Raw genomic sequence first — 17,661 nt, 5'->3', positions numbered from 1 at the left:
CCACGAGCACGAGTACGAGCGGCTAACGGACATCAGCAACACTAAAATGCGGAATGAACACACTTTAAAAATTTAACGGACACCAGAAACCCTATTTGGCCAAAATGAAGCGAGAAATCGCCGATAGTGGCAAATAGTGGCTGTGTTGTCCGTTAGATTCCTAAAACCCGATAAATCGACGAAATAGTGTCTTGTGTGTCCGTTAGCCAGTGCGCCTCCTGTTAGCTACCCTTACTTACCTATTACCTCAACCTATTACCTCAACCTATTACCTCAACCTACATTACCTCTACGCACTGCACTCCTCAACACGTCGCAGCCTTCTTACGATTACCTTTTCGCAGCAATTCTTCACGGTTCCCACTTACCGTTGTACCGTGCCGACGCGTCGTCCGTTGCGGCATCGTTTCCCCGTTCCTGTTGCGCAAAATTACGAAACCGCTCATCGCCAAGAGAGGATGTGTTCAAGCTCCATCACCGCTCGAGCATACTCCCGCGTCTAAGGGGAAAAACGTCTCCATCACCAATCGAACGCAGTCGTCTACGTCGTTCTCTGCCGTGCGCAGGACAAGGTCGGGCGTCGTCGGCGCCTCGTACGGGTCGGAGATGCCGGTGAACGCTTGAATCTCGCCGCGCCGCGCCTTCCCGTATAGTCCCTTCACATCTCTGGCTTCGCAGACGGCAAGCGGACAATCCACGTAGATCTCCGCAAAACGGGGAAGCTCCGAACGTGCATAATCTCGCATCTCCGCATAGGGAGTGATCATGGAAACGACGACGTTGACTCCGTGCCGGTTCAGCATGCCGGCGATGTAGACCGCACGGCTAATGTTCTGGAACCTGTCCTCGCGGCTGAAGCCCAGCGACTGGCCGAATACGCGCCGTAGCGCGTCGCCGTCCAGCCACTCCGCTCGAAGCCCCCGTTCTCGAAGCTGCCCCGCGACGCCGGACGCGATCGTGCTTTTCCCGGCGCCGGACAAACCGGTGAGCCACAGGGTGGTGCCGGTGTACTCGCTCCCGCCGCTTCGGGGGCTGAGATCTTGGCGCGAAAGGTCAGCGACGGGCTTTGCCGCAACCAAGTCCTGGCTGCGAACGGCGTGGTCAATACGGTTACCGTCAGAGCACGAGCCATGATTCGGGCTAACAATAGCCGTTGCTGTTTTCTCGTTCACGACGTATTTCCTGGACATCTCGAACGTACTTTGATCGCTCATCCTACAATTCCCCCTCCGGAAACGGACACCTTCGCACCGGCGGGCAGGCTGCCCTGCCTGCCGCCATCACGACGGGGATTGCGCTCCAGCAGACCATCGCCGTAGATGCCGGAAAGCTCCAGATGCGGCATATGAATATACCCGATGTAGCAATCGCACACCTTCATCCGGCATGCCCGCTTGGCAGAGAGTCCTTCCAAGCCGTCTTTGTAGAGATTGCCGATCAGCCCACGGTCCTTGTAGCAGCGTTTGACGAGGCCCGCGCCTTGCACGTAGAACACGCTGCTCCCCGCATGGCACTCTTTGCCCAGGCTTTCGTAATCCATCGCGTTAATGCCAAAGTAGGGATCGATCGCCTGCAAGGCGGCAATGTCCTCATCCCCATAATAATCGGGCTGATCCTTGTAGGCGTTGACCCAGAGATAGACGTCCTCCGGCAGCAAGGCGCGGAGCGAGGCGATCGCGGGGATAGCGCTGCGAAGTCCGACGCTGCCTACGCTGAAAGGAACGCCATGCTCCCGGGCTTGCATGCATTGGGACAGAAAACGTTCCTCCGATACTTGGCCGGGATGATAGGTCGCCCAAAATGCGGCTTTGCCGGGGTTCAGCTCGCGAGCGAAGTCGAGCCGCGCGGACAAGTTGGTCTGAATGGCGATTTTGGCCACATGCGGCATATGGGACAGCTCCACCATGGCTTCCCGATACCAGCGGTGGATCAGCGCCTCCCCGTAAGGGTTGAAGAAGATGGACAGCCGATGGCCGGCTTGTCCTTGTTCCCGTACCCAATCTACGAAGACGCGCAACTGCCTGCGATCCTTCGCCAGCGTCTCGGCGCTGTCCTTCGTTTTGCCGAAGGGGCAATACGGGCAGTCGTAGTTGCAAGAGGAGAGGCTGCCGCGGTAATAAAGCACGGCGTTCATAACACCACAAACCTTTCCATTCGTTCGCGGATCTCTCCGGAGATGAGCCAGTCGCCGATGGAGTCGGAATAGGAGAAGCCTTCCTGAGTCAAACGAAGCAAGCCGTCCTCCAGGGAGGCGAGTCTGGACCTAGGCAGCAGCGACAGCTCCGGTAGGTCGCTCCACAGATCCGTGCCGAAGCGGGCACCGTAGTCGGCCGGACGCAAGCCTTCGCTATGCAGAATCGCCTTAAGCACGAAACGGCGCTGCTGCTCCTCCTTGCTCAGGACAATGCCGTAATCCGCCGTATCGTACCGCTCGACGGCTACATAGTCGGCAATGATGCTCTCCGTCGCTTTGCGGCTTACGCCGTAACGGGAGGCGTAGTGGACCCCCCGCGTGTAGGATCTTGCCCCGCAGCCGAGTCCGACCATACCTTCCTCTTGGCAGCTATAGTCCAATAGCTTCTTGCCGCCGCCGACCGTGGAAGCCGCGGAAGTTTTGGCGAATCTCCTCATGGAGGATTGCGCATAACCTCGTTTCGAGAGGACGTCCCGGGCAGCCGTATAACAAGCCAAACGGAGATCGGGCTCCCGTTCGATCCGCTCGGGTTTTACGATCGTATGATCGCGAGTGTACAAGGGATACAGGAAAATTTCCTCCGGATCGTATTGCAGAGCTTCCTCCAGCGAATACAGCCAGCTCTCCACCGTCTGACCGGGCAACCCGTAGATCAAGTCCAGATTGAGAATGGGAAAATCGTACGAAGTCAGCATCGCAAGCGCTTGATGCACGACCTTCGGCGGCTGAGGCCGGTAGATAGCCGACGCTTCCGCGTCGACAAAGCTCTGGATGCCCATGCTGACTCGGTCGACGCCCGCAGCTTTCAGGACATCCAGCTTCTCCGGCGTAATCGTCTCCGGCGACGCTTCTACCGAAATGGAGACGGAGTTTTTATCCACCCCCATCACGTCATAGGCAATGTGGAATAATCGGCTAAGCAGCTCTGCGGACAACAACGTCGGGGTGCCTCCGCCAATGGCGAAGCGGGCATAGGGCTTGCCGGTGATGATGCTTGACCACTGGCGCGCTTGCCGCTCCAGCGCGTCCACGTACCGGATATGGACGTCATCGCGTTTGTCCGGCAGCGTGAACAGGTTGCAGAACCCGCAGCGGGCGCCGCAGAACGGAATGTGCATATATAGGAAATACGATTCCGCGGGTTCGTTCCGCCACAGCTCTTCCAGGGAAAGGGCGGGGGAGAGCTCGCGGTACGCCATCTTATGCGGATAGGAATAGAGGTAGGAGCGGTAAGGATTGTCCTTGATCCGCTCTGCCCACTGATCAACTTCGGAATCGGAGTAAGGACGGCCCAAAGTTTGCCGGTCCGCCGAAGCACGCTGGATCGACCCAGACATATTGCATTCCTCCTTTCGGAACTTGTGAAATATACTTGTTTTAAGTGCAAGTTCAAAAAGTTCGGTTCTCAGTACCGAGAAGATGGGAGGCAGCTAGAAACTGAGTATCGGAGCGTAGCGGAGCTACGTGAGAAACGGAAGGTTCGGCTGCATTCCATATTCGACGTCGAGTAAGCTTCTAGGCATACCTTCGTAATGGGAAGCGGACTTTTTGAACAACCTCTTTATAAAATGAATTCCCGGTAAGGCACGTCCCATACGGTCTCATGCGCAAGGCGGTGCCCATGGTAGCCGTCTTCGCCGAACGCTTCTCCGTGATCGGAGAAGACGAGGCAGAAGACGGGATTGCCGCGCTCCCGGAGCCTTTGGAAAAGCCGGCCTAATTCGCCGTCCACGTAACGAAGAGCGGCGCGCTGGGTATCGACGGAATCCCTGCGCGCACCCTCGACATAATGATGGGACGGTCCATGAATCGCGGACACGTTCATAAACAAAAACAGCCGCTGGTCCAGCGGAGTGTCGTCCAGCAGCCTCAGGGCATGGTTCACTTGATGCTCCGTGGACCTGGGATTGGTGACGCCGAAGTTCATGCGCCAGTAGCTGTGCTGGAAGTAACCGGGCAGCACGCGGGCCAACGGCACTTTTTTGCTAAAAAAAATAACCCCGCCGATGCATACCGTCTTATACCCTTCGGCCGCGAGTCCCGATACGATATCCGGGGTATCGAACAGCCACGTTCGGGGATCCGTCTTCATCCCGGTGCGGCTGGAATGGAAGAGTCGGACATGCGACGACTTGTCCGTCGTAGCGGGAGTCGGCAGGAAGCCGCCGAAAAAAGCGTGATGCGCGGCATACGTAAAGCTGCCGGGCGTATGGCGTTTCTCCCAGGAGCCGCCGCCGCACAGATTCGGGCAGTTTTTCTCCTCCAGCACGGCCGTATCGTAACGAAGCGTGTCCAGCGTAATCATCAAAATGTCGTGAGTGCCGACAATGGTATTCATATCTGTGATCATGTTTCATTCATCCTTTGCGCCAGCTTAACCTGATGTCCGAACAGTCCGCGCATCTCCCATTCGTAGGGATCCAAACCCTCGTGCAGGGCTCCATAAAGGAGGTCGCCGAACGGATTGACGTCGGCCACGTAGCAACGGTCCGAGCCTTCCGCAACTAAGACGTCGATACCCGCGACCGCGCTGCGGGGAAAGACGGCCGCCGCGGCCGCCGCAGTGCTTCCGACACGCCGAATCGCTTGCTCCGCCAAGCCCGCCTCCTCCAGCGACATTCGTTCGCTGCGCAGGTGAAGGTTCGTAATCGGCGTCCGGCTGACGCGAGCGATGGCGTGGCAAGGCTTGCCGCCTACGACGAGCTGCCGGATGTCGAACGCGCGGCCGTCATGTCCTCGCTTGGCAATCCACTGCTCGGCGTAAGCGCCATGTCGGTAGAGCCAGTTCATTATAGCGGCAATGTCGGCGGAGTCCGTATATCGTTTCAACTTGCCAGAGTTGTAAAAGATAGGCGGACGGGCGTTGTAACGTTCAATGCCAATCGTCGTCATGGCGATCTCGGCTCCCGTTACGGGGTGGAGCTGGTAAGCGATAACGCCGGAAGCGGCGGAGCCGCTTGCCAGTTTTACAAAGACGCGGTGCATGCGCGCCTTCAGCATCGCGTTGCGCAACGACTCATAGCCTGAGATGGGCTCGTCACCGACGACCGGTCTCGGTATCGCGATGCCGGCAGCCGCCAGCAGCTCCTGAGTCCGTCGCTTATCCGTCATCGCCGCAATATCTGCGGGATCGTTCTGCCATTCCGCTCCATGCAATTCTGTCGCTTGCCGTCGAAGCCTCGCCAACAAGCGGCAGTAGCCGCGATACCATTGCGCCGGGTGGTACAGCCGGCCGTGCGATTCCTTCAGCCGCAGCGCGGCAACGGCGCTCATGGGCTGCGGGTCCTGGCGCCCGCTGAACGGGTGCAGCGAGTCATCCTCCTCGCCGGCGCTCCCATCGGGAGCGCCGAGCGCGATAATCGCACGCTCTATCTCGAAGCTGCCGCCGGGCGATTCCAGACGCAGCAGCGGAGCGTTCTCGGATCGCTGCGTCTTTAGCCATAGCTCCGCAAGCCCACGCAAGTCGAGCGGCTGCTCTCCCAGCAGCCCTGCCAACGGGATAATCAGCGCCGGGGGCAGTCCAAGCCTTTCCCGCGCGAGCGCGATGCCGCCGGTTCGTTTGTCGCCCGGCATGCCTATGACGATGAGCGGCCTCTCCGCCGATTTACTCTGTAATGGAAGGATAACGCCAATCCTCGTCGTCGTCGGACTGCTGCCTGTCGCTGACATCTGCGGGCAGTCCGCTCTGCTGCCAGCGTTTCACCATCTCATCGGACATGTAATGATAGTGCAGGTCGATTCCCTTCAAGCCTTTGATCCGCTCGCTGGCGAGTAGAGCCTCCGCGCCTTCGTCCGTCAAGGTTCCCAGCGACAGGTCGAGCGTTTCGAGCCGGTCCAGAATCGGCGCGTTGGCGACAGCCAGCGCGATCTCATCCTGGATTTCGCTGTTTTTGAGACCCAGGTAAGTCAGTTTAGGAAATTTATCGGGCTCGATCAACGGAAGCACGTCTTCCAAGCCTCCGTCGAAGCCGTAATCGTCGACGCCGAGATAGAGCTCCAGCTTGCGCAGGTTCGGGAGCTGGGCGCTTGCGATGGAGTCGAGCACTTCTTTGCCCAGCCCTCCGCTTATAATAATCAGCTCTTCCAGCTTGTCGTGCTTCAGGCTGCTCAGGACCAGCTCATTGCCGCCTTGAATCTTGAGCGATTGCAGTTCAGGGAACGCGCCGAGCAAAGGGGAGAGATCGCTCTGCACGATCCACGAAATCTCGCATTCCTCGAAGCTCATATCGCCGATGAACAGCTTGCGCAAGGCAGGAAAACGATCCTTGTGCTCTACCAGCGCCTTTACAATGTCTTCGGAGCTGTTCTCGTAAGCCTGTCCCCAGTCTCCGATGATCAAACTTTCGAGGGCCGCGCCCCCGGGACTTGCCGCGAGCTTTTCCAGTTCCGTCTCGATTCGTTTGCCGTCCTCGTATTCGTCGTATTCAACTTTAAGCTTGATTTCCGACATGTTCATTCCCTCCTGCAATATTGAATGAATAACTGCATGATTAACGCTATCATCTGGCAATCATATGGTCAATTTTAATTGCTAATCGTTTGAAAATTCGTGACAAATGTCACACCGCATTAAAAGAAAACTATCTTATAATAATAGGAATATAGTACTATATTGGCGATCATACATAAAAAGACGGGTTGATCGACATCATTTATCTCTGGGGGAGCTGGAACAAATGGGCAAGACAGGTGGTGCTTACGTTACAAAATTTAATTGGACGATCCGCAAAAAGATGTTGTTATTCTGCATACTGCTGCTGTTCATTCCAAGTTCAATCATTGCATTCGATACCTATAGGGATGCGAAGTCCGAAACGGATTTATTAATTCGAAACAATCTGGCGAATAGCGTGAAACTGATGGTGCAGAACATTGCCGCTTTCAATGATATGGTGGAGAACGGACAATTGTCGCTGGAAGAGGCGCAAGAAGAAGTGAAAAGCATCATGCTCGGGAGCAGAAACGAGGACGGCACCAGGCCGATTAACGAAAATATCGACCTCGGCGAAAACGGGTATTATTACGTCGTCAGCTCCAAGGGCGATCTTATCGCGCATCCCAAGCAAGAGGGCGAAAATCTATGGGACAAAAAAACCTCGGACGGCTTCTATTATATACAGGATGTGATTCGGCAAGGTCAAAGCGGCGGCGGATTTACGTATTACGATTGGCCTCTTGGGGGCGACGGTCATGAAGCGCTTAAGATTACATACGCCATAAACATGCCGGAGTGGGACTGGAATATCGTCGCGGGGTCCTACTACCATGATTACAATGAAGGCCAGACTCGAATCTTGTATTCTACGTTGACGACTCTCGTATTATGCATCATTGTCGGCACGATCCTGGTCATCTTATTTTCCAACCATATTGCGGGACCTGTCAAAAAAGTAGCGGCAGAGGCGCGCAAGGTTGCAGGAGGCGATCTAACCTCGGAGCCGCTTGCCATTCGGAACAAGGATGAGATCGGGCAATTGGCGGATGACTTCAATACGATGAAACAATCCATAAGCAAGCTGGTCAGACAAGTGATTCAAAGCTCGGACAACGTCTCTTCGTCGTCACATGGGCTGCAGACTTCTATTGCGGAGACGACTCAAGCATCCAGGCAAATCGCGGAGTCCACGCAAGGGATTGTCACGGGGATCGAATCGCAAGCCATCAGCACGGAACAAAGCTCGAAGGCCATGGAGGAGATGGCGCTTGGCATCGCGCGAATCGCGGATACTTCAACCTTGGCTTACGAAACGTCGGTTCGGTCCAAGGAAGCGGCGGAGCAAGGATTCCGGCACATCCATCTCTCCATTGACAAGATGGCGACCGCTGGACGGGCGATAGACGATATCTCCGGCATTATGGCCGTGTTAAGCGAACGTTCGAGGGAAATTAGCGGCATTGTGACGACGATGTCCGAAATTGCTTCGCAGACAAGCCTGTTATCGTTAAATGCTTCTATCGAAGCGGCGAGAGCTGGAGAACAGGGAAGAGGTTTCGCGGTCGTGGCGGCGGAGGTGAAAAAGCTGGCGGAGATGTCAAGTCTCTCGGCGGAGCAAATCAATACGCTCGTAAACGATGTCCAGGCCGACATATCGGCAGCGTTTAGCTCGACAGAGACGGGAAGCAATCAGTTCCGGCAGGGCATGGTTGAGATCGAGGAGACGGGCGACTCCTTCTCCCGGATCGTGGAGGCGACCCAGGAAGTGGTTGCGCAAATTCAGGAAGCCTCGGCTTCTGCCGAAGAGATGTCCGCCAGCACGGAGCAAATCTACGCATCGTTGCAGGAGCTGGAGCGCGTGGCAGGCCAGTCGGCCGAAAGCTCGGAGATGATCTCCGCCTCGACGGAGGAGCAGATCGCATCGATGGAAAGTATATCTCAATCTTCGCAGGCGCTTCATGTCATGGCGACAGAATTGAAGGATGCCGCTCACCGCTTTAAGGTAGCGAAAGCGGGAGAGACGGGGAACAAATAAGCGTATGACAAGGGGCTGTCTCAAACTGCTGTTATGTCCATTCGGCGACCCCCATGGATGAAAATGAACTTGGCCTGTGACGCTATTTGTTCCATGCTGGAACAAATAGCGTCACAAGCCTTTACTTTTTTGGCTGGCCGCTCCCTGATTCTTAAAAGCGGCAGTCCGTTGGATGCTCTTAAAAATTTCATAGTCGTTATAAACGCCTATGGGATGGATTTGCAGCCTTTTCAAGCCCCATAGTCGTTATAAACGCCTATGGAATAGTTTTGCAGCCTTTTCAAGCTCCATAGTCGTTATAAACGCCTATGGGATGGTTTTGCAGCCACTTCGGGCTCCATAGTCGTTATAAACGCCTATGGGATGGTTTTGTCGCCTTTTCAGGCTCCATAGTCGTTATAAACGCCTATGGGATGGTTTTGCAGCCTTTTCTAGCGGGGCTGTCCATCCAAAGCCAATTTGCGTTTTTTCCGCCTCTTTGGAAACGCCTTTCTTCAAGAAAAAGGACCTCAGTCTCCACTTGAAGTGGAACCGAGGTCCTTTCGCTTGTAAATGTGGATATTCTCACGTCATACGCACACTTTGGAGTCAGCCGTTTAGCTTTGAGTATTACTGCGCCAGATCGAAACGATCCGCGTTCATCACTTTTACCCAAGCGGCAATAAAGTCCCGTACAAATTTCTCGCGATTGTCGTTTTGCGCGTACAATTCGGCTATGGCTCGCAGTATGGAATTGGAGCCGAATACAAGATCGGCCCGAGTCGCCGTGCGGATTACCTCGCCCGACTGACGGTCTCTGCCTTCGTACGTGTTGCTTCCGACGGGCTTCCAAGCGACGTTCATGTCTAGCAGGTTTACGAAGAAGTCGTTCGTCAGCGTGCCTACGGTATCCGTGAACACGCCATGCCTCGTACCCCCGTAGTTGGTGCCAAGCACGCGCATGCCGCCAACGAGAACGGTCAATTCCGGCGCCGTCAGGCCCAGTAGCTGCGCTTTATCGAGCAGCAATTCTTCCGCCGTAACGGCATAGTGTTTCTGCTGGTAGTTGCGGAATCCGTCGGATACGGGCTCCAGCACGGCGAAGCCTTCGACGTCGGTCTCCTCCTGCGAAGCATCGCCCCTTCCGGGAGTAAATGGCACCGATACATCGTAACCTGCATCTCGCGCTGCCTTCTCGACGGCTGCGCTGCCTCCCAGCACGATAAGATCGGCCAGACTAACCTCCTTCTCCCAGTCGTCCTTAATGCCTTGCAGAATCGTGAGCACCTTGTCAAGCTGGAGCGGCTGGTTGACCTCCCAATCCTTCTGAGGGGATAACCGAATGCGAGCGCCATTGGCGCCGCCGCGCATATCCGAACCGCGGTAGGTGCTGGCGGAAGCCCAGGCGGTCGTGACCAGTTCGCCTACGGTCAAGCCGGAATCCAAAATCAAGGTTTTTAATTCCGCGGCATCCGCCTCCGTTAATACATAATCGACAGTCGGCACGGGATCTTGCCAGATCAGCACCTCGTCGGGCACTTCGGGCCCCAGATATCTGGCGCGAGGACCCATGTCGCGATGCATGAGCTTGAACCAGGCGCGCGCGAAGGTGTCCGCGAATTCCTCGGGATTCTCGTAGAAGCGGCGCGAGATCGCCTCGTAAGCGGGATCCATGCGGAGCGCCATATCCGCCGTCGTCATCATCGTTTTCACGCGGATGGAGGCGTCTTCGGCATCCGGTGCCAGATGCTCCTCGGCGGGATCTATCGGCGCCCATTGGTGGGCGCCTGCCGGGCTCTTTGTCAACTCCCATTCGTAGCCGAACAACAACTCGAAGAAGCCGTTGTCCCATTGCGTCGGATTAGCGGTCCAGGCGCCTTCCACGCCGCTAGTAATGGTGTCGCGGCCTTTGCCGCTTCCATGCGCGCTGATCCATCCCAGTCCTTGATCTTCGAGCGGCGCCGCTTCGGGAGCCGGTCCCACTAGCGCCGCATCGCCGGCGCCATGCGCTTTGCCAAAAGTATGGCCGCCCGCAACCAGCGCGACGGTTTCTTCGTCGTTCATTCCCATCCGCGCAAATGTTTCGCGAATATCGCGCGCGCTCGCAAGCGGGTCAGGGTTGCCGTTGGGGCCCTCCGGATTAACGTAAATGAGGCCCATCTGTACCGCGGCGAGCGGGTTCTCGAGTTCACGGTCGCCCGTGTAGCGGGTATCGCCAAGCCACTCTTTTTCGGCTCCCCAATAGATGTCTTCTTCCGGATGCCAGACGTCGGGACGTCCGCCGCCGAAGCCGAACGTTTTTCCGCCCATGGATTCAATGGCGACATTGCCGGTCAGCGCGAACAAGTCCGCCCACGAAATTTTGTTGCCATACTTTTGTTTGATTGGCCATAACAGCCTTCGTGCTTTATCAAGGTTGCCGTTGTCGGGCCAACTGTTAAGCGGAGCGAAACGCTGTGTGCCGGAGCCAGCTCCGCCTCGGCCATCGCCTGTACGATATGTACCTGCGGAGTGCCATGCCATGCGGATAAAGAAGGGGCCATAATGTCCGTAGTCGGCGGGCCACCAATCCTGGCTGTCCGTCATCAGATCGCGAAGGTCCTGCTTAAGCGCGTAGAAATCCAGACTCTTGAATTGCTCGGCATAATCAAAGTCCTCGCCTAGCGGGTTGGACTTGCGATCGTGCTGGTGCAGGATGTTCAAATTCAATTGTCCCGGCCACCAATGTCTGTTCGTTGTTCCGCTAGATTGATGACTGGTCGCGCCGCCGTGCATTACCGGACATTTGCCTCCGCTGGTAGTAACTGTTCCGTCCATGCGTTCATCTCCTCATCTCTTCATGAAGTAGCAAATTAATCATTGCTCTACTCTCTTTATAAAACGATTCCTGTCCGATATCAATGAAGAAATCAAACTTTCATTTAATCTTCACCCATTTGTGCTTTCACTGAGGTGAGGAGGACGATAATGTTGCTGAAATTCGCAGGACTAGGTATAGCGAACTAGCAGGAAAACAGGGTCTTTAGGTCGAACTTTGTCAAATGCAATCTTAACAAACGTGAAATTGAGGAGAATGCGCGCTCATGGAATCTGCAGACAGAAAAAAAGGGAGATTGGTCGTAAGGTTGGCATCGGCGATCGTGGCCATCATGCTGTTGTTGTTGACGGCCGCCGCTGTAACCCAGATCGGCAACGCCAAACAAGCAAGCGAGTCGGCCATACGGAGCTACGGAATGAAGCTTGCGGAAAGTTATGCTGCCGGAATGAATGCGCCTGCGTATGAACAATTCCTGCAGCAGCCGAAGGAGAATGAACAATATTGGACGCTTCGGGCCGAGCTGGATCGGTACAGATCCCAGATCGGCGCTTTATATGTATATTTCGTCGTTATTGACGAACAGAACAACCCCGTCATATTAATCGACGGTCAGCCCAAGGGCTCCGAGCTCGCTTCGCCAATCGGAGAGGTGACGGATATACCTCCCGCCGCAATAGCGAATTTGCAGCAGGGCAAGATTGCAGCATCTCCTATGATAAGCAATCCGGAATACGGAGATTATATCTCAACCTATTCTCCCGTCAGGAACGAGGCGGGAGAGGTGATCGGCGTAATCGGCATCGATACGGCAGCAGCGGATGTTAAGGAAATCGCGGACTCCGTTATCGGGGACAGCGTGCCTGTCTTCATAGCGATTGCAATATTGACGCTAATCGCGATCCTGGCCATTCTCTTTTTGCTGTCGCGGGCGTTGCGTCCGCTTAAGGTGATCGTCACGGCTGCAGAGGATATGGCTTCAGGCAGGCTGGCAGAGGCGGAGAAGCTGCTGCAAGGCAGCAACTTCCGTTCCCGAAATGAGATCGGAGCGGCTTATCGCGCGATGGCGGACATGTCCGGCAAGCTGAACGTTATCTTCCGGGACATCGTATCCCAGGCAAATCGGACTTCCCGGCAGCTTGTGGAGACGAGCGGGCAGTTCGCCGACCAGTCCGCCGGTCTGCTGGACATGAATCGTACGATCGATGAAGCGATGGGGCAGATGAAGGATGGCGCTCGTGCCCAGCAAGTAAGCACGGTGGAGACATCCCGCTCGATGGAGGATATTACATCCGGCGTTGAGCGTGTATCCCGCTCGTCGCTGCTTGTTGCAGATGCCTCGCGTTCCGCGCTGGAAAAAGCTTCGGCAGGTTTGGCCACCATCGCCGGCATCAGAGGACAGATGGCTAGAATCGAGGACGTGTCTCGGGGGACCAATGATTCCGTCCATATGCTGGAGAGCCATTCCGATGCCATAGTCAACGCGCTTATATCTATTAGGGACATCGCCGAACAGACGAAGCTGCTGGCCTTAAACGCGTCCATAGAAGCGGCAAGAGCCGGCGAGCACGGAAGGGGATTCGCGGTCGTCGCGGCCGAGGTCCGCAAGCTGGCGGATTCGTCGGGTACGGCGGTAGCGGATATCGCTTCGCTCCTGACTAGCATCCAAGAGGAATCAACGACGATTGCGGAGCGTATGACAGCCGGGAATGACGAGATCCGGGAAGGGGTGCGATTGTCTCAGGATGCGGAAGAGACGATGAGGGCCCTTGTGGACCGGTTCCAATTCGTCGCGGAAGAATCGCAGGAGCTCTCGGCAGCTTCCGAGGAGATGTCCGCGAGCACGGAGGAGGCTGCATCCGCAGCCCATACGATCGCCGACATTGCCGCGATGGCCGCCCATCGTTCCGAAGAGGTGGCGATATTGGCCGCTTCCCAGCTGGAGGCCGTGCAGGGGATGACCCGTTCGTCGCAAGCGATGAGCGAGATGGCGCAGCATTTGCAGCATGCTTTGCTTAAGATCAAGGTGTAGAAAACAACAAACGGCAGTCCGAATGAGCGATCTATTCGGACTGCCGTTTTATTACGGCCTCATCGGTGTTCCGCATGCTGTAGAAACGCATCCAGCTCCTTCGCAAAAACCTCCGGTTGATCCTCTTGTATGTAAGTGAGCGAATTCTCGACAATTCGCAGGGAAGCGTGAGGAAATACGGTTTGCAGACGTTTCCCCAATTCTACGGGGAACAGCTTATGATCGTCCGCCCCCCATATCACCAAGACAGGTTTCTCGAATTGTTTAAGCTCCTGTGCCGCGCGCATCGTGTAATCCGGCGACCAGCTCTTCACTACTTTAGCAAAGTCTGCTCGAATGTCGCCGCGCTTCACGAAGGTGGAAACATACAAATCCGCAATTTCCTCCTTGGTCAAGGAATGGGAGAGCAATCCCAGCACGAACGAGCTTGTCAGAATCGGCTTGTATCGGAACAGACGGCTCATCATCCAGGTGAAGCCCGGTATATGGACGCCTGCTTGCAGCATGGCGAACGCTCGAGGCGGGAATACCTCGAATGCATCGGTATTGGACAGGACGAGCCTTGATACGGAAGCGGGATACGTCGCGGCGAAAAGCTGCGCATAGGCTCCGCCGGTGTCATTCCCTACAAGTACCGCTGAATCCAGTCCGATAGCCTCAAGAAATTGTTTCAATAGGACGGATATGCCATACGGCATGAGGTCCGCATCAGGGTTCATGGCAACGGCGTGGCCTCCCAATGGAAGACTGGGAATTATGCAGCGATATCGGTTTGACAGAAGGGGCGAGACCTTCCTCCATGTGTTCTTATTGCTTAACGTGCCGTGCAAAAAAACGATAGGCTGACCGCTGCCGTGTTCCTCGTATTGGACAATTCCGGCGTCCACTCGTACTTCTTTCATCCATATGAGCTCCTCTCCATTCAATTCGGAATAAGTGTAACATACTTCCAGTATGTTGAACATACCGAGAGTATGTTGTTAGGACTTTATCTTTTTAACCTGTCTGTTTCACGTTATAATCAACTTATGAATAGACGAATCCCTAAGCAAGATGCGAATGAATCGACCAGAGACGCCCTGTTGCGGCGAGCGGAGAACTTAATAACGGAGCATGGATACGGCAAAACCTCTATTGATGAGATAGTCAAACTGGAGCAATTGACGAAAGGAGCTTTTTATTATTATTTTAAGGATAAACGAGCCGTATTCGAGCAAGTCGTCGATCGGCTGCTGAACGGAATGGTGGAGAAGATAGGAGCGGAGATTGCAGCAGTATCCGGCCCATGGGAACGTGCGCTTACCGCATTGGAGGTCTACTTGGAAGGTTGTTTGCAGCCCTCTTATCGGGTAAACGTGCTGCAGGAAGCGCCGGTTATACTAGGTTGGAAAAGCTGGAGAGAAAAGGAGAAACACAGCGTCATGGGTTTAGTAACGACATTACTGAAGGAACTCATGGAAGCTGACTTAATTCGGAAGCAGCCCGTTCACATGCCGGCGAATATCCTATTCGGTGCCATTACTGAGGCTGCGACCGGCATTGCCGAAGCTGGAGATCCGGCAGTTGCGCGCAAGCAGGCGACACGGATCTTAGAGCAACTGCTGAAGGCGCTTTAGGAGAAAACAACCTCTATATTTCTCGGAATGAAAAGCGCTGCATCGCCAAAGGGCGGCAATTTAATAAAACTTTTAGAACTAACCGTTCAATTATTTAAATTTTCTCCGATACCCTTATCCTTATAGCGTTTTATTTGGAAAGGAGTTTATCAATCATGAAGCTAAGAATCATCTTGCTGTACGTGATTTTTGCCTTCTATATCTATGCACTTTTCAAAATAGTCCTATTCAAGGGCTATAGCATTGATCTCATGTACCTGGGTGGGCAGCTTCGAGCCAGCTTGCAGGATCCCTTTCGAATCGCGGATCGGATGGGGCAAGGGAATCTTATTCCCTTGCACGAGATTAAGCGTGCGATGGAAGCGGGGACGAACCATGGATACCTGAACGTATTCGGGAATATCGCCATCTTCGTCCCGTTCGGCATGCTGCTTGGCATGATGAAGAATCGGAGAGGGGGAGCCCTTGCAGCAACGGCGAAAAATGCGTTTGTCCTAAGTTTGTTTCTGGAGCTGCTGCAGGTTACGTTTGCCATCGGCTCTTTCGATGTGGATGATATACTTTTAAACACCTTCGGAGGCGTTAACGGATACCTGGTTTATAGGCTGTATTTTCGATGTCGGGGATGGCTCAAGGGGCAAGACCAAGCTCAGGAGAAGCCGCGGGCTGCGCGGATTGGGACTATCTGATACAATAAATGGATAACTGCAGCCATAGGAGGGCAAGTCATTGAAAGCCATTACGATATTGATCGCGGACGACGACACGGAGATCGCGGATCTGGTGGAGATGCATCTGTCGAAGGAAGGATACAGCTGCATCAAGGCGGCGGATGGACAGGCTGCCGTGGAGGCAGTCGTCAAGCATCGGATCGATCTGGCGATTTTGGATATTATGATGCCGAAGCTGGACGGCTATGAGGTAACAAAACATATTCGGGATCGTCATCATATGCCCATCATCTTTCTGAGCGCAAAGAGCTCCGATCTCGATAAAATAACAGGCCTCGTTCAAGGGGCCGACGATTATATGACGAAGCCGTTTAACCCCATGGAGCTTGTTGCCCGCGTAAACGCACATTTGAGAAGGTCGCTTCAATTCAGCAAGGCCGACGCTGCCGAAAGGCCCGTTGTCGGCGCCGGAGGCGTCGTCATCCATCCAGACGAACGAAGGGTTGTCGTGGACGGACGTCCCGTCAACTTAACGCCAAAGGAATTCGACATTCTTCATCTATTGGCCAGCCATCCCAAGAAGGTGTTCAGCTCGGAGCATATTTTCCGGCATGTATGGGGCGAGGTTTATTACGAAGGCAATAATACCGTTATGGTGCATATTCGCACCCTGCGCAAGAAGCTGGGCGAGGATACCAGCAAGAACCAGCTGATCAAAACGATATGGGGAGTCGGGTATTCATTCCATGGGTAACGTATTCCGAAGCTTCAGGATCAGGATGCTGCTGTTATTCGGACTCAGCATGGGATTCGCGGCCGCGATCACCTTCGCGATCTACAGAGTCTCCCAGCTTTATTACTATACGACCAAGTTAGAAGACCCGTCGACCAAGATCCGGTATTTCATCCGACAGGTCGGTGACGTCAACTTTTTCCTGATCTTCTTTATCCCGCTGGCCGTCTGGTTTTTTTTCTTGCTGACGAAGCGGTACGCTCGCTACTTCCACGACATATCCGGAGGCATTCGTTCACTTGCGGCTGGGCAGTTCGATGCGAAGGTCCATATTGCTTCGACGGATGAATTCGGCGATATCGCGCGGGATATTAATCTGGCGGGAGAGAAGCTGATGGAAGCGCAGGAGCGGGGGGATGCCGCCGAGAGCAGCAAGGAGCAGCTAGTATTGAATTTGGCGCATGATCTTCGCACGCCGCTCACTTCGGTGATCGGTTATTTGGATTTTATTTTAAAGAACGGGGACTTGCCGCAGGAGCAGATTCAACATTATGCGATGATTGCCTATTCGAAGTCTCAGCGTCTGGAGCATCTGATCGATGAATTGTTCGAAGTGACGCGCATGAACTACGGAAAGCTCGATATCGTTCGCAATCCCATGGATCTGAGCGAGTTGCTGCATCAGATGAGCGAAGAATTTTATCCACAGCTGGAGAACCGCGGATTGACCGCGAGAATGGATGTGGCTCCTTCGCTTGTCATTCAAGGCGATGGAGAGCTTCTGGCCCGGGTATTCGAGAATTTGATCAGCAACGCCGTCCATTATGGCGGCGGCGGCCTTTTTATCGACATCCATGGCCGACTGGAAGGCGAAGAGGCTGTCGTCGAGATTACGAACTACGGCGACTTTATTGCGCCGGAGGATATACCCCATATTTTCGACATGTTCTATACGAGCGACAAGGCTCGAACCTATCATGAGGGCAGCACGGGGCTCGGTCTGTTCATCGCGCGCAATATCGTGAAGCAGCATCAGGGGGCGATTACGGCGGACAGCAACGTCATCCGCACAAAATTCCAGGTGCGACTGCCAGTAGGAGTGGAGGAGGCGTAAATCAAACATCAGCAGGCAGTTGTAAAAGGAGGCGCTC

Annotated in this window: 14 protein-coding genes; 6 read left to right on the top strand and 8 right to left on the bottom strand. The window is 54.7% G+C overall.

Annotated elements, in window-relative coordinates; all coding sequences use genetic code 11:
• Positions 1-464 precede the first annotated feature (464 nt).
• The 6 genes from cysC to H7F31_RS24525 all read right to left on the bottom strand — a co-directional run bounded on the left by cysC (position 465) and on the right by H7F31_RS24525 (position 6,644).
• The gene (cysC, locus tag H7F31_RS24550) at positions 465-1,214 is read right to left on the bottom strand and encodes an adenylyl-sulfate kinase (RefSeq protein WP_261800121.1); all 750 of its coding nucleotides are present in this window, start codon (positions 1,212-1,214) and stop codon (positions 465-467) included.
• The gene (locus H7F31_RS24545; RefSeq protein ID WP_187100923.1) at positions 1,211-2,134 is read right to left on the bottom strand and encodes an STM4011 family radical SAM protein; all 924 of its coding nucleotides are present in this window, start codon (positions 2,132-2,134) and stop codon (positions 1,211-1,213) included. Before H7F31_RS24545 ends, cysC begins: the two co-directional genes overlap by 4 nt.
• A complete protein-coding gene (locus H7F31_RS24540; protein ID WP_187100922.1) occupies positions 2,131-3,531 on the bottom strand; it encodes an STM4012 family radical SAM protein in 1,401 nt (466 codons plus the stop codon). The genes H7F31_RS24545 and H7F31_RS24540 overlap by 4 nt, the downstream gene beginning before the upstream one ends.
• A 224-nt stretch (positions 3,532-3,755) precedes the next feature.
• Entirely contained in the window at positions 3,756-4,541 is a 786-nt protein-coding gene (locus H7F31_RS24535; protein WP_187105512.1) for an STM4013/SEN3800 family hydrolase, read from the bottom strand.
• Entirely contained in the window at positions 4,541-5,863 is a 1,323-nt protein-coding gene (locus tag H7F31_RS24530; RefSeq protein WP_187100921.1) for an STM4014 family protein, read from the bottom strand. Before H7F31_RS24530 ends, H7F31_RS24535 begins: the two co-directional genes overlap by 1 nt.
• Positions 5,799-6,644, bottom strand: coding sequence for an STM4015 family protein (locus H7F31_RS24525; protein WP_187100920.1), 846 nt, complete (start codon positions 6,642-6,644; stop codon positions 5,799-5,801). Before H7F31_RS24525 ends, H7F31_RS24530 begins: the two co-directional genes overlap by 65 nt.
• Before the next feature lie 226 nt (positions 6,645-6,870).
• On the opposite strand from H7F31_RS24525, the gene H7F31_RS24520 reads away from it, so the two are divergent.
• Positions 6,871-8,664, top strand: coding sequence for a methyl-accepting chemotaxis protein (locus tag H7F31_RS24520; RefSeq protein WP_187100919.1), 1,794 nt, complete (start codon positions 6,871-6,873; stop codon positions 8,662-8,664).
• Positions 8,665-9,273: 609 nt separating this feature from the next.
• On the opposite strand, the gene katG is transcribed toward H7F31_RS24520, so the two are convergent.
• Positions 9,274-11,460 (bottom strand): catalase/peroxidase HPI, encoded by a 2,187-nt coding sequence (gene katG / locus H7F31_RS24515; RefSeq protein WP_187100918.1) that lies wholly within the window; start codon positions 11,458-11,460, stop codon positions 9,274-9,276.
• Positions 11,461-11,726: 266 nt separating this feature from the next.
• Between katG and H7F31_RS24510 the strand changes: the two genes are divergently transcribed.
• On the top strand, positions 11,727-13,490 hold the full coding sequence (locus H7F31_RS24510) for a methyl-accepting chemotaxis protein (RefSeq protein WP_187100917.1): 1,764 nt from the start codon (positions 11,727-11,729) through the stop codon (positions 13,488-13,490).
• Between the two features lie 59 nt (positions 13,491-13,549).
• Here the strand turns inward: H7F31_RS24510 and H7F31_RS24505 are convergent, their stop codons facing one another.
• Positions 13,550-14,392, bottom strand: coding sequence for an alpha/beta fold hydrolase (locus H7F31_RS24505; protein WP_187100916.1), 843 nt, complete (start codon positions 14,390-14,392; stop codon positions 13,550-13,552).
• A gap of 126 nt (positions 14,393-14,518) precedes the next feature.
• On the opposite strand from H7F31_RS24505, the gene H7F31_RS24500 reads away from it, so the two are divergent.
• The 4 genes from H7F31_RS24500 (at position 14,519) to H7F31_RS24485 (ending at position 17,624) form a co-directional block, all read left to right on the top strand.
• Positions 14,519-15,106, top strand: a complete 588-nt coding sequence (locus tag H7F31_RS24500) for a TetR/AcrR family transcriptional regulator (protein WP_187100915.1) — start codon at positions 14,519-14,521, stop codon at positions 15,104-15,106.
• Between the two features lie 155 nt (positions 15,107-15,261).
• The gene (locus H7F31_RS24495) at positions 15,262-15,795 is read left to right on the top strand and encodes a VanZ family protein (RefSeq protein ID WP_187100914.1); all 534 of its coding nucleotides are present in this window, start codon (positions 15,262-15,264) and stop codon (positions 15,793-15,795) included.
• 40 nt (positions 15,796-15,835) lie between these two features.
• A complete protein-coding gene (locus H7F31_RS24490; RefSeq protein WP_087570163.1) occupies positions 15,836-16,531 on the top strand; it encodes a response regulator transcription factor in 696 nt (231 codons plus the stop codon).
• On the top strand, positions 16,524-17,624 hold the full coding sequence (locus H7F31_RS24485; protein WP_187100913.1) for a HAMP domain-containing sensor histidine kinase: 1,101 nt from the start codon (positions 16,524-16,526) through the stop codon (positions 17,622-17,624). Before H7F31_RS24490 ends, H7F31_RS24485 begins: the two co-directional genes overlap by 8 nt.
• The last annotated feature ends 37 nt before the right edge of the window (positions 17,625-17,661 follow it).

Source organism: Paenibacillus sp. PAMC21692 (genome assembly GCF_014303795.1).
Classification (GTDB): Bacteria; Bacillota; Bacilli; order Paenibacillales; family Paenibacillaceae; genus Pristimantibacillus; species Pristimantibacillus agaridevorans.
Note: the sequence above shows the minus strand (reverse complement) of the source record. Positions and strands in the feature narration are given on the sequence as shown.

Bases quoted from the DNA above. Each gene is read 5' to 3' on its own strand.
- H7F31_RS24530 (WP_187100921.1), bottom strand. From the start codon at position 5,863: ATGTCAGCGACAGGCAGCAGTCCGACGACGACGAGGATTGGCGTTATC.
- H7F31_RS24500 (WP_187100915.1), top strand. From the start codon at position 14,519: ATGAATAGACGAATCCCTAAGCAAGATGCGAATGAATCGACCAGAGAC.
- H7F31_RS24540 (WP_187100922.1), bottom strand. From the start codon at position 3,531: ATGTCTGGGTCGATCCAGCGTGCTTCGGCGGACCGGCAAACTTTGGGC.
- cysC (WP_261800121.1), bottom strand. From the start codon at position 1,214: ATGAGCGATCAAAGTACGTTCGAGATGTCCAGGAAATACGTCGTGAAC.
- H7F31_RS24495 (WP_187100914.1), top strand. From the start codon at position 15,262: ATGAAGCTAAGAATCATCTTGCTGTACGTGATTTTTGCCTTCTATATC.
- H7F31_RS24505 (WP_187100916.1), bottom strand. From the start codon at position 14,392: ATGAAAGAAGTACGAGTGGACGCCGGAATTGTCCAATACGAGGAACAC.
- H7F31_RS24485 (WP_187100913.1), top strand. From the start codon at position 16,524: ATGGGTAACGTATTCCGAAGCTTCAGGATCAGGATGCTGCTGTTATTC.
- H7F31_RS24520 (WP_187100919.1), top strand. From the start codon at position 6,871: ATGGGCAAGACAGGTGGTGCTTACGTTACAAAATTTAATTGGACGATC.
- katG (WP_187100918.1), bottom strand. From the start codon at position 11,460: ATGGACGGAACAGTTACTACCAGCGGAGGCAAATGTCCGGTAATGCAC.
- H7F31_RS24525 (WP_187100920.1), bottom strand. From the start codon at position 6,644: ATGTCGGAAATCAAGCTTAAAGTTGAATACGACGAATACGAGGACGGC.
- H7F31_RS24545 (WP_187100923.1), bottom strand. From the start codon at position 2,134: ATGAACGCCGTGCTTTATTACCGCGGCAGCCTCTCCTCTTGCAACTAC.
- H7F31_RS24510 (WP_187100917.1), top strand. From the start codon at position 11,727: ATGGAATCTGCAGACAGAAAAAAAGGGAGATTGGTCGTAAGGTTGGCA.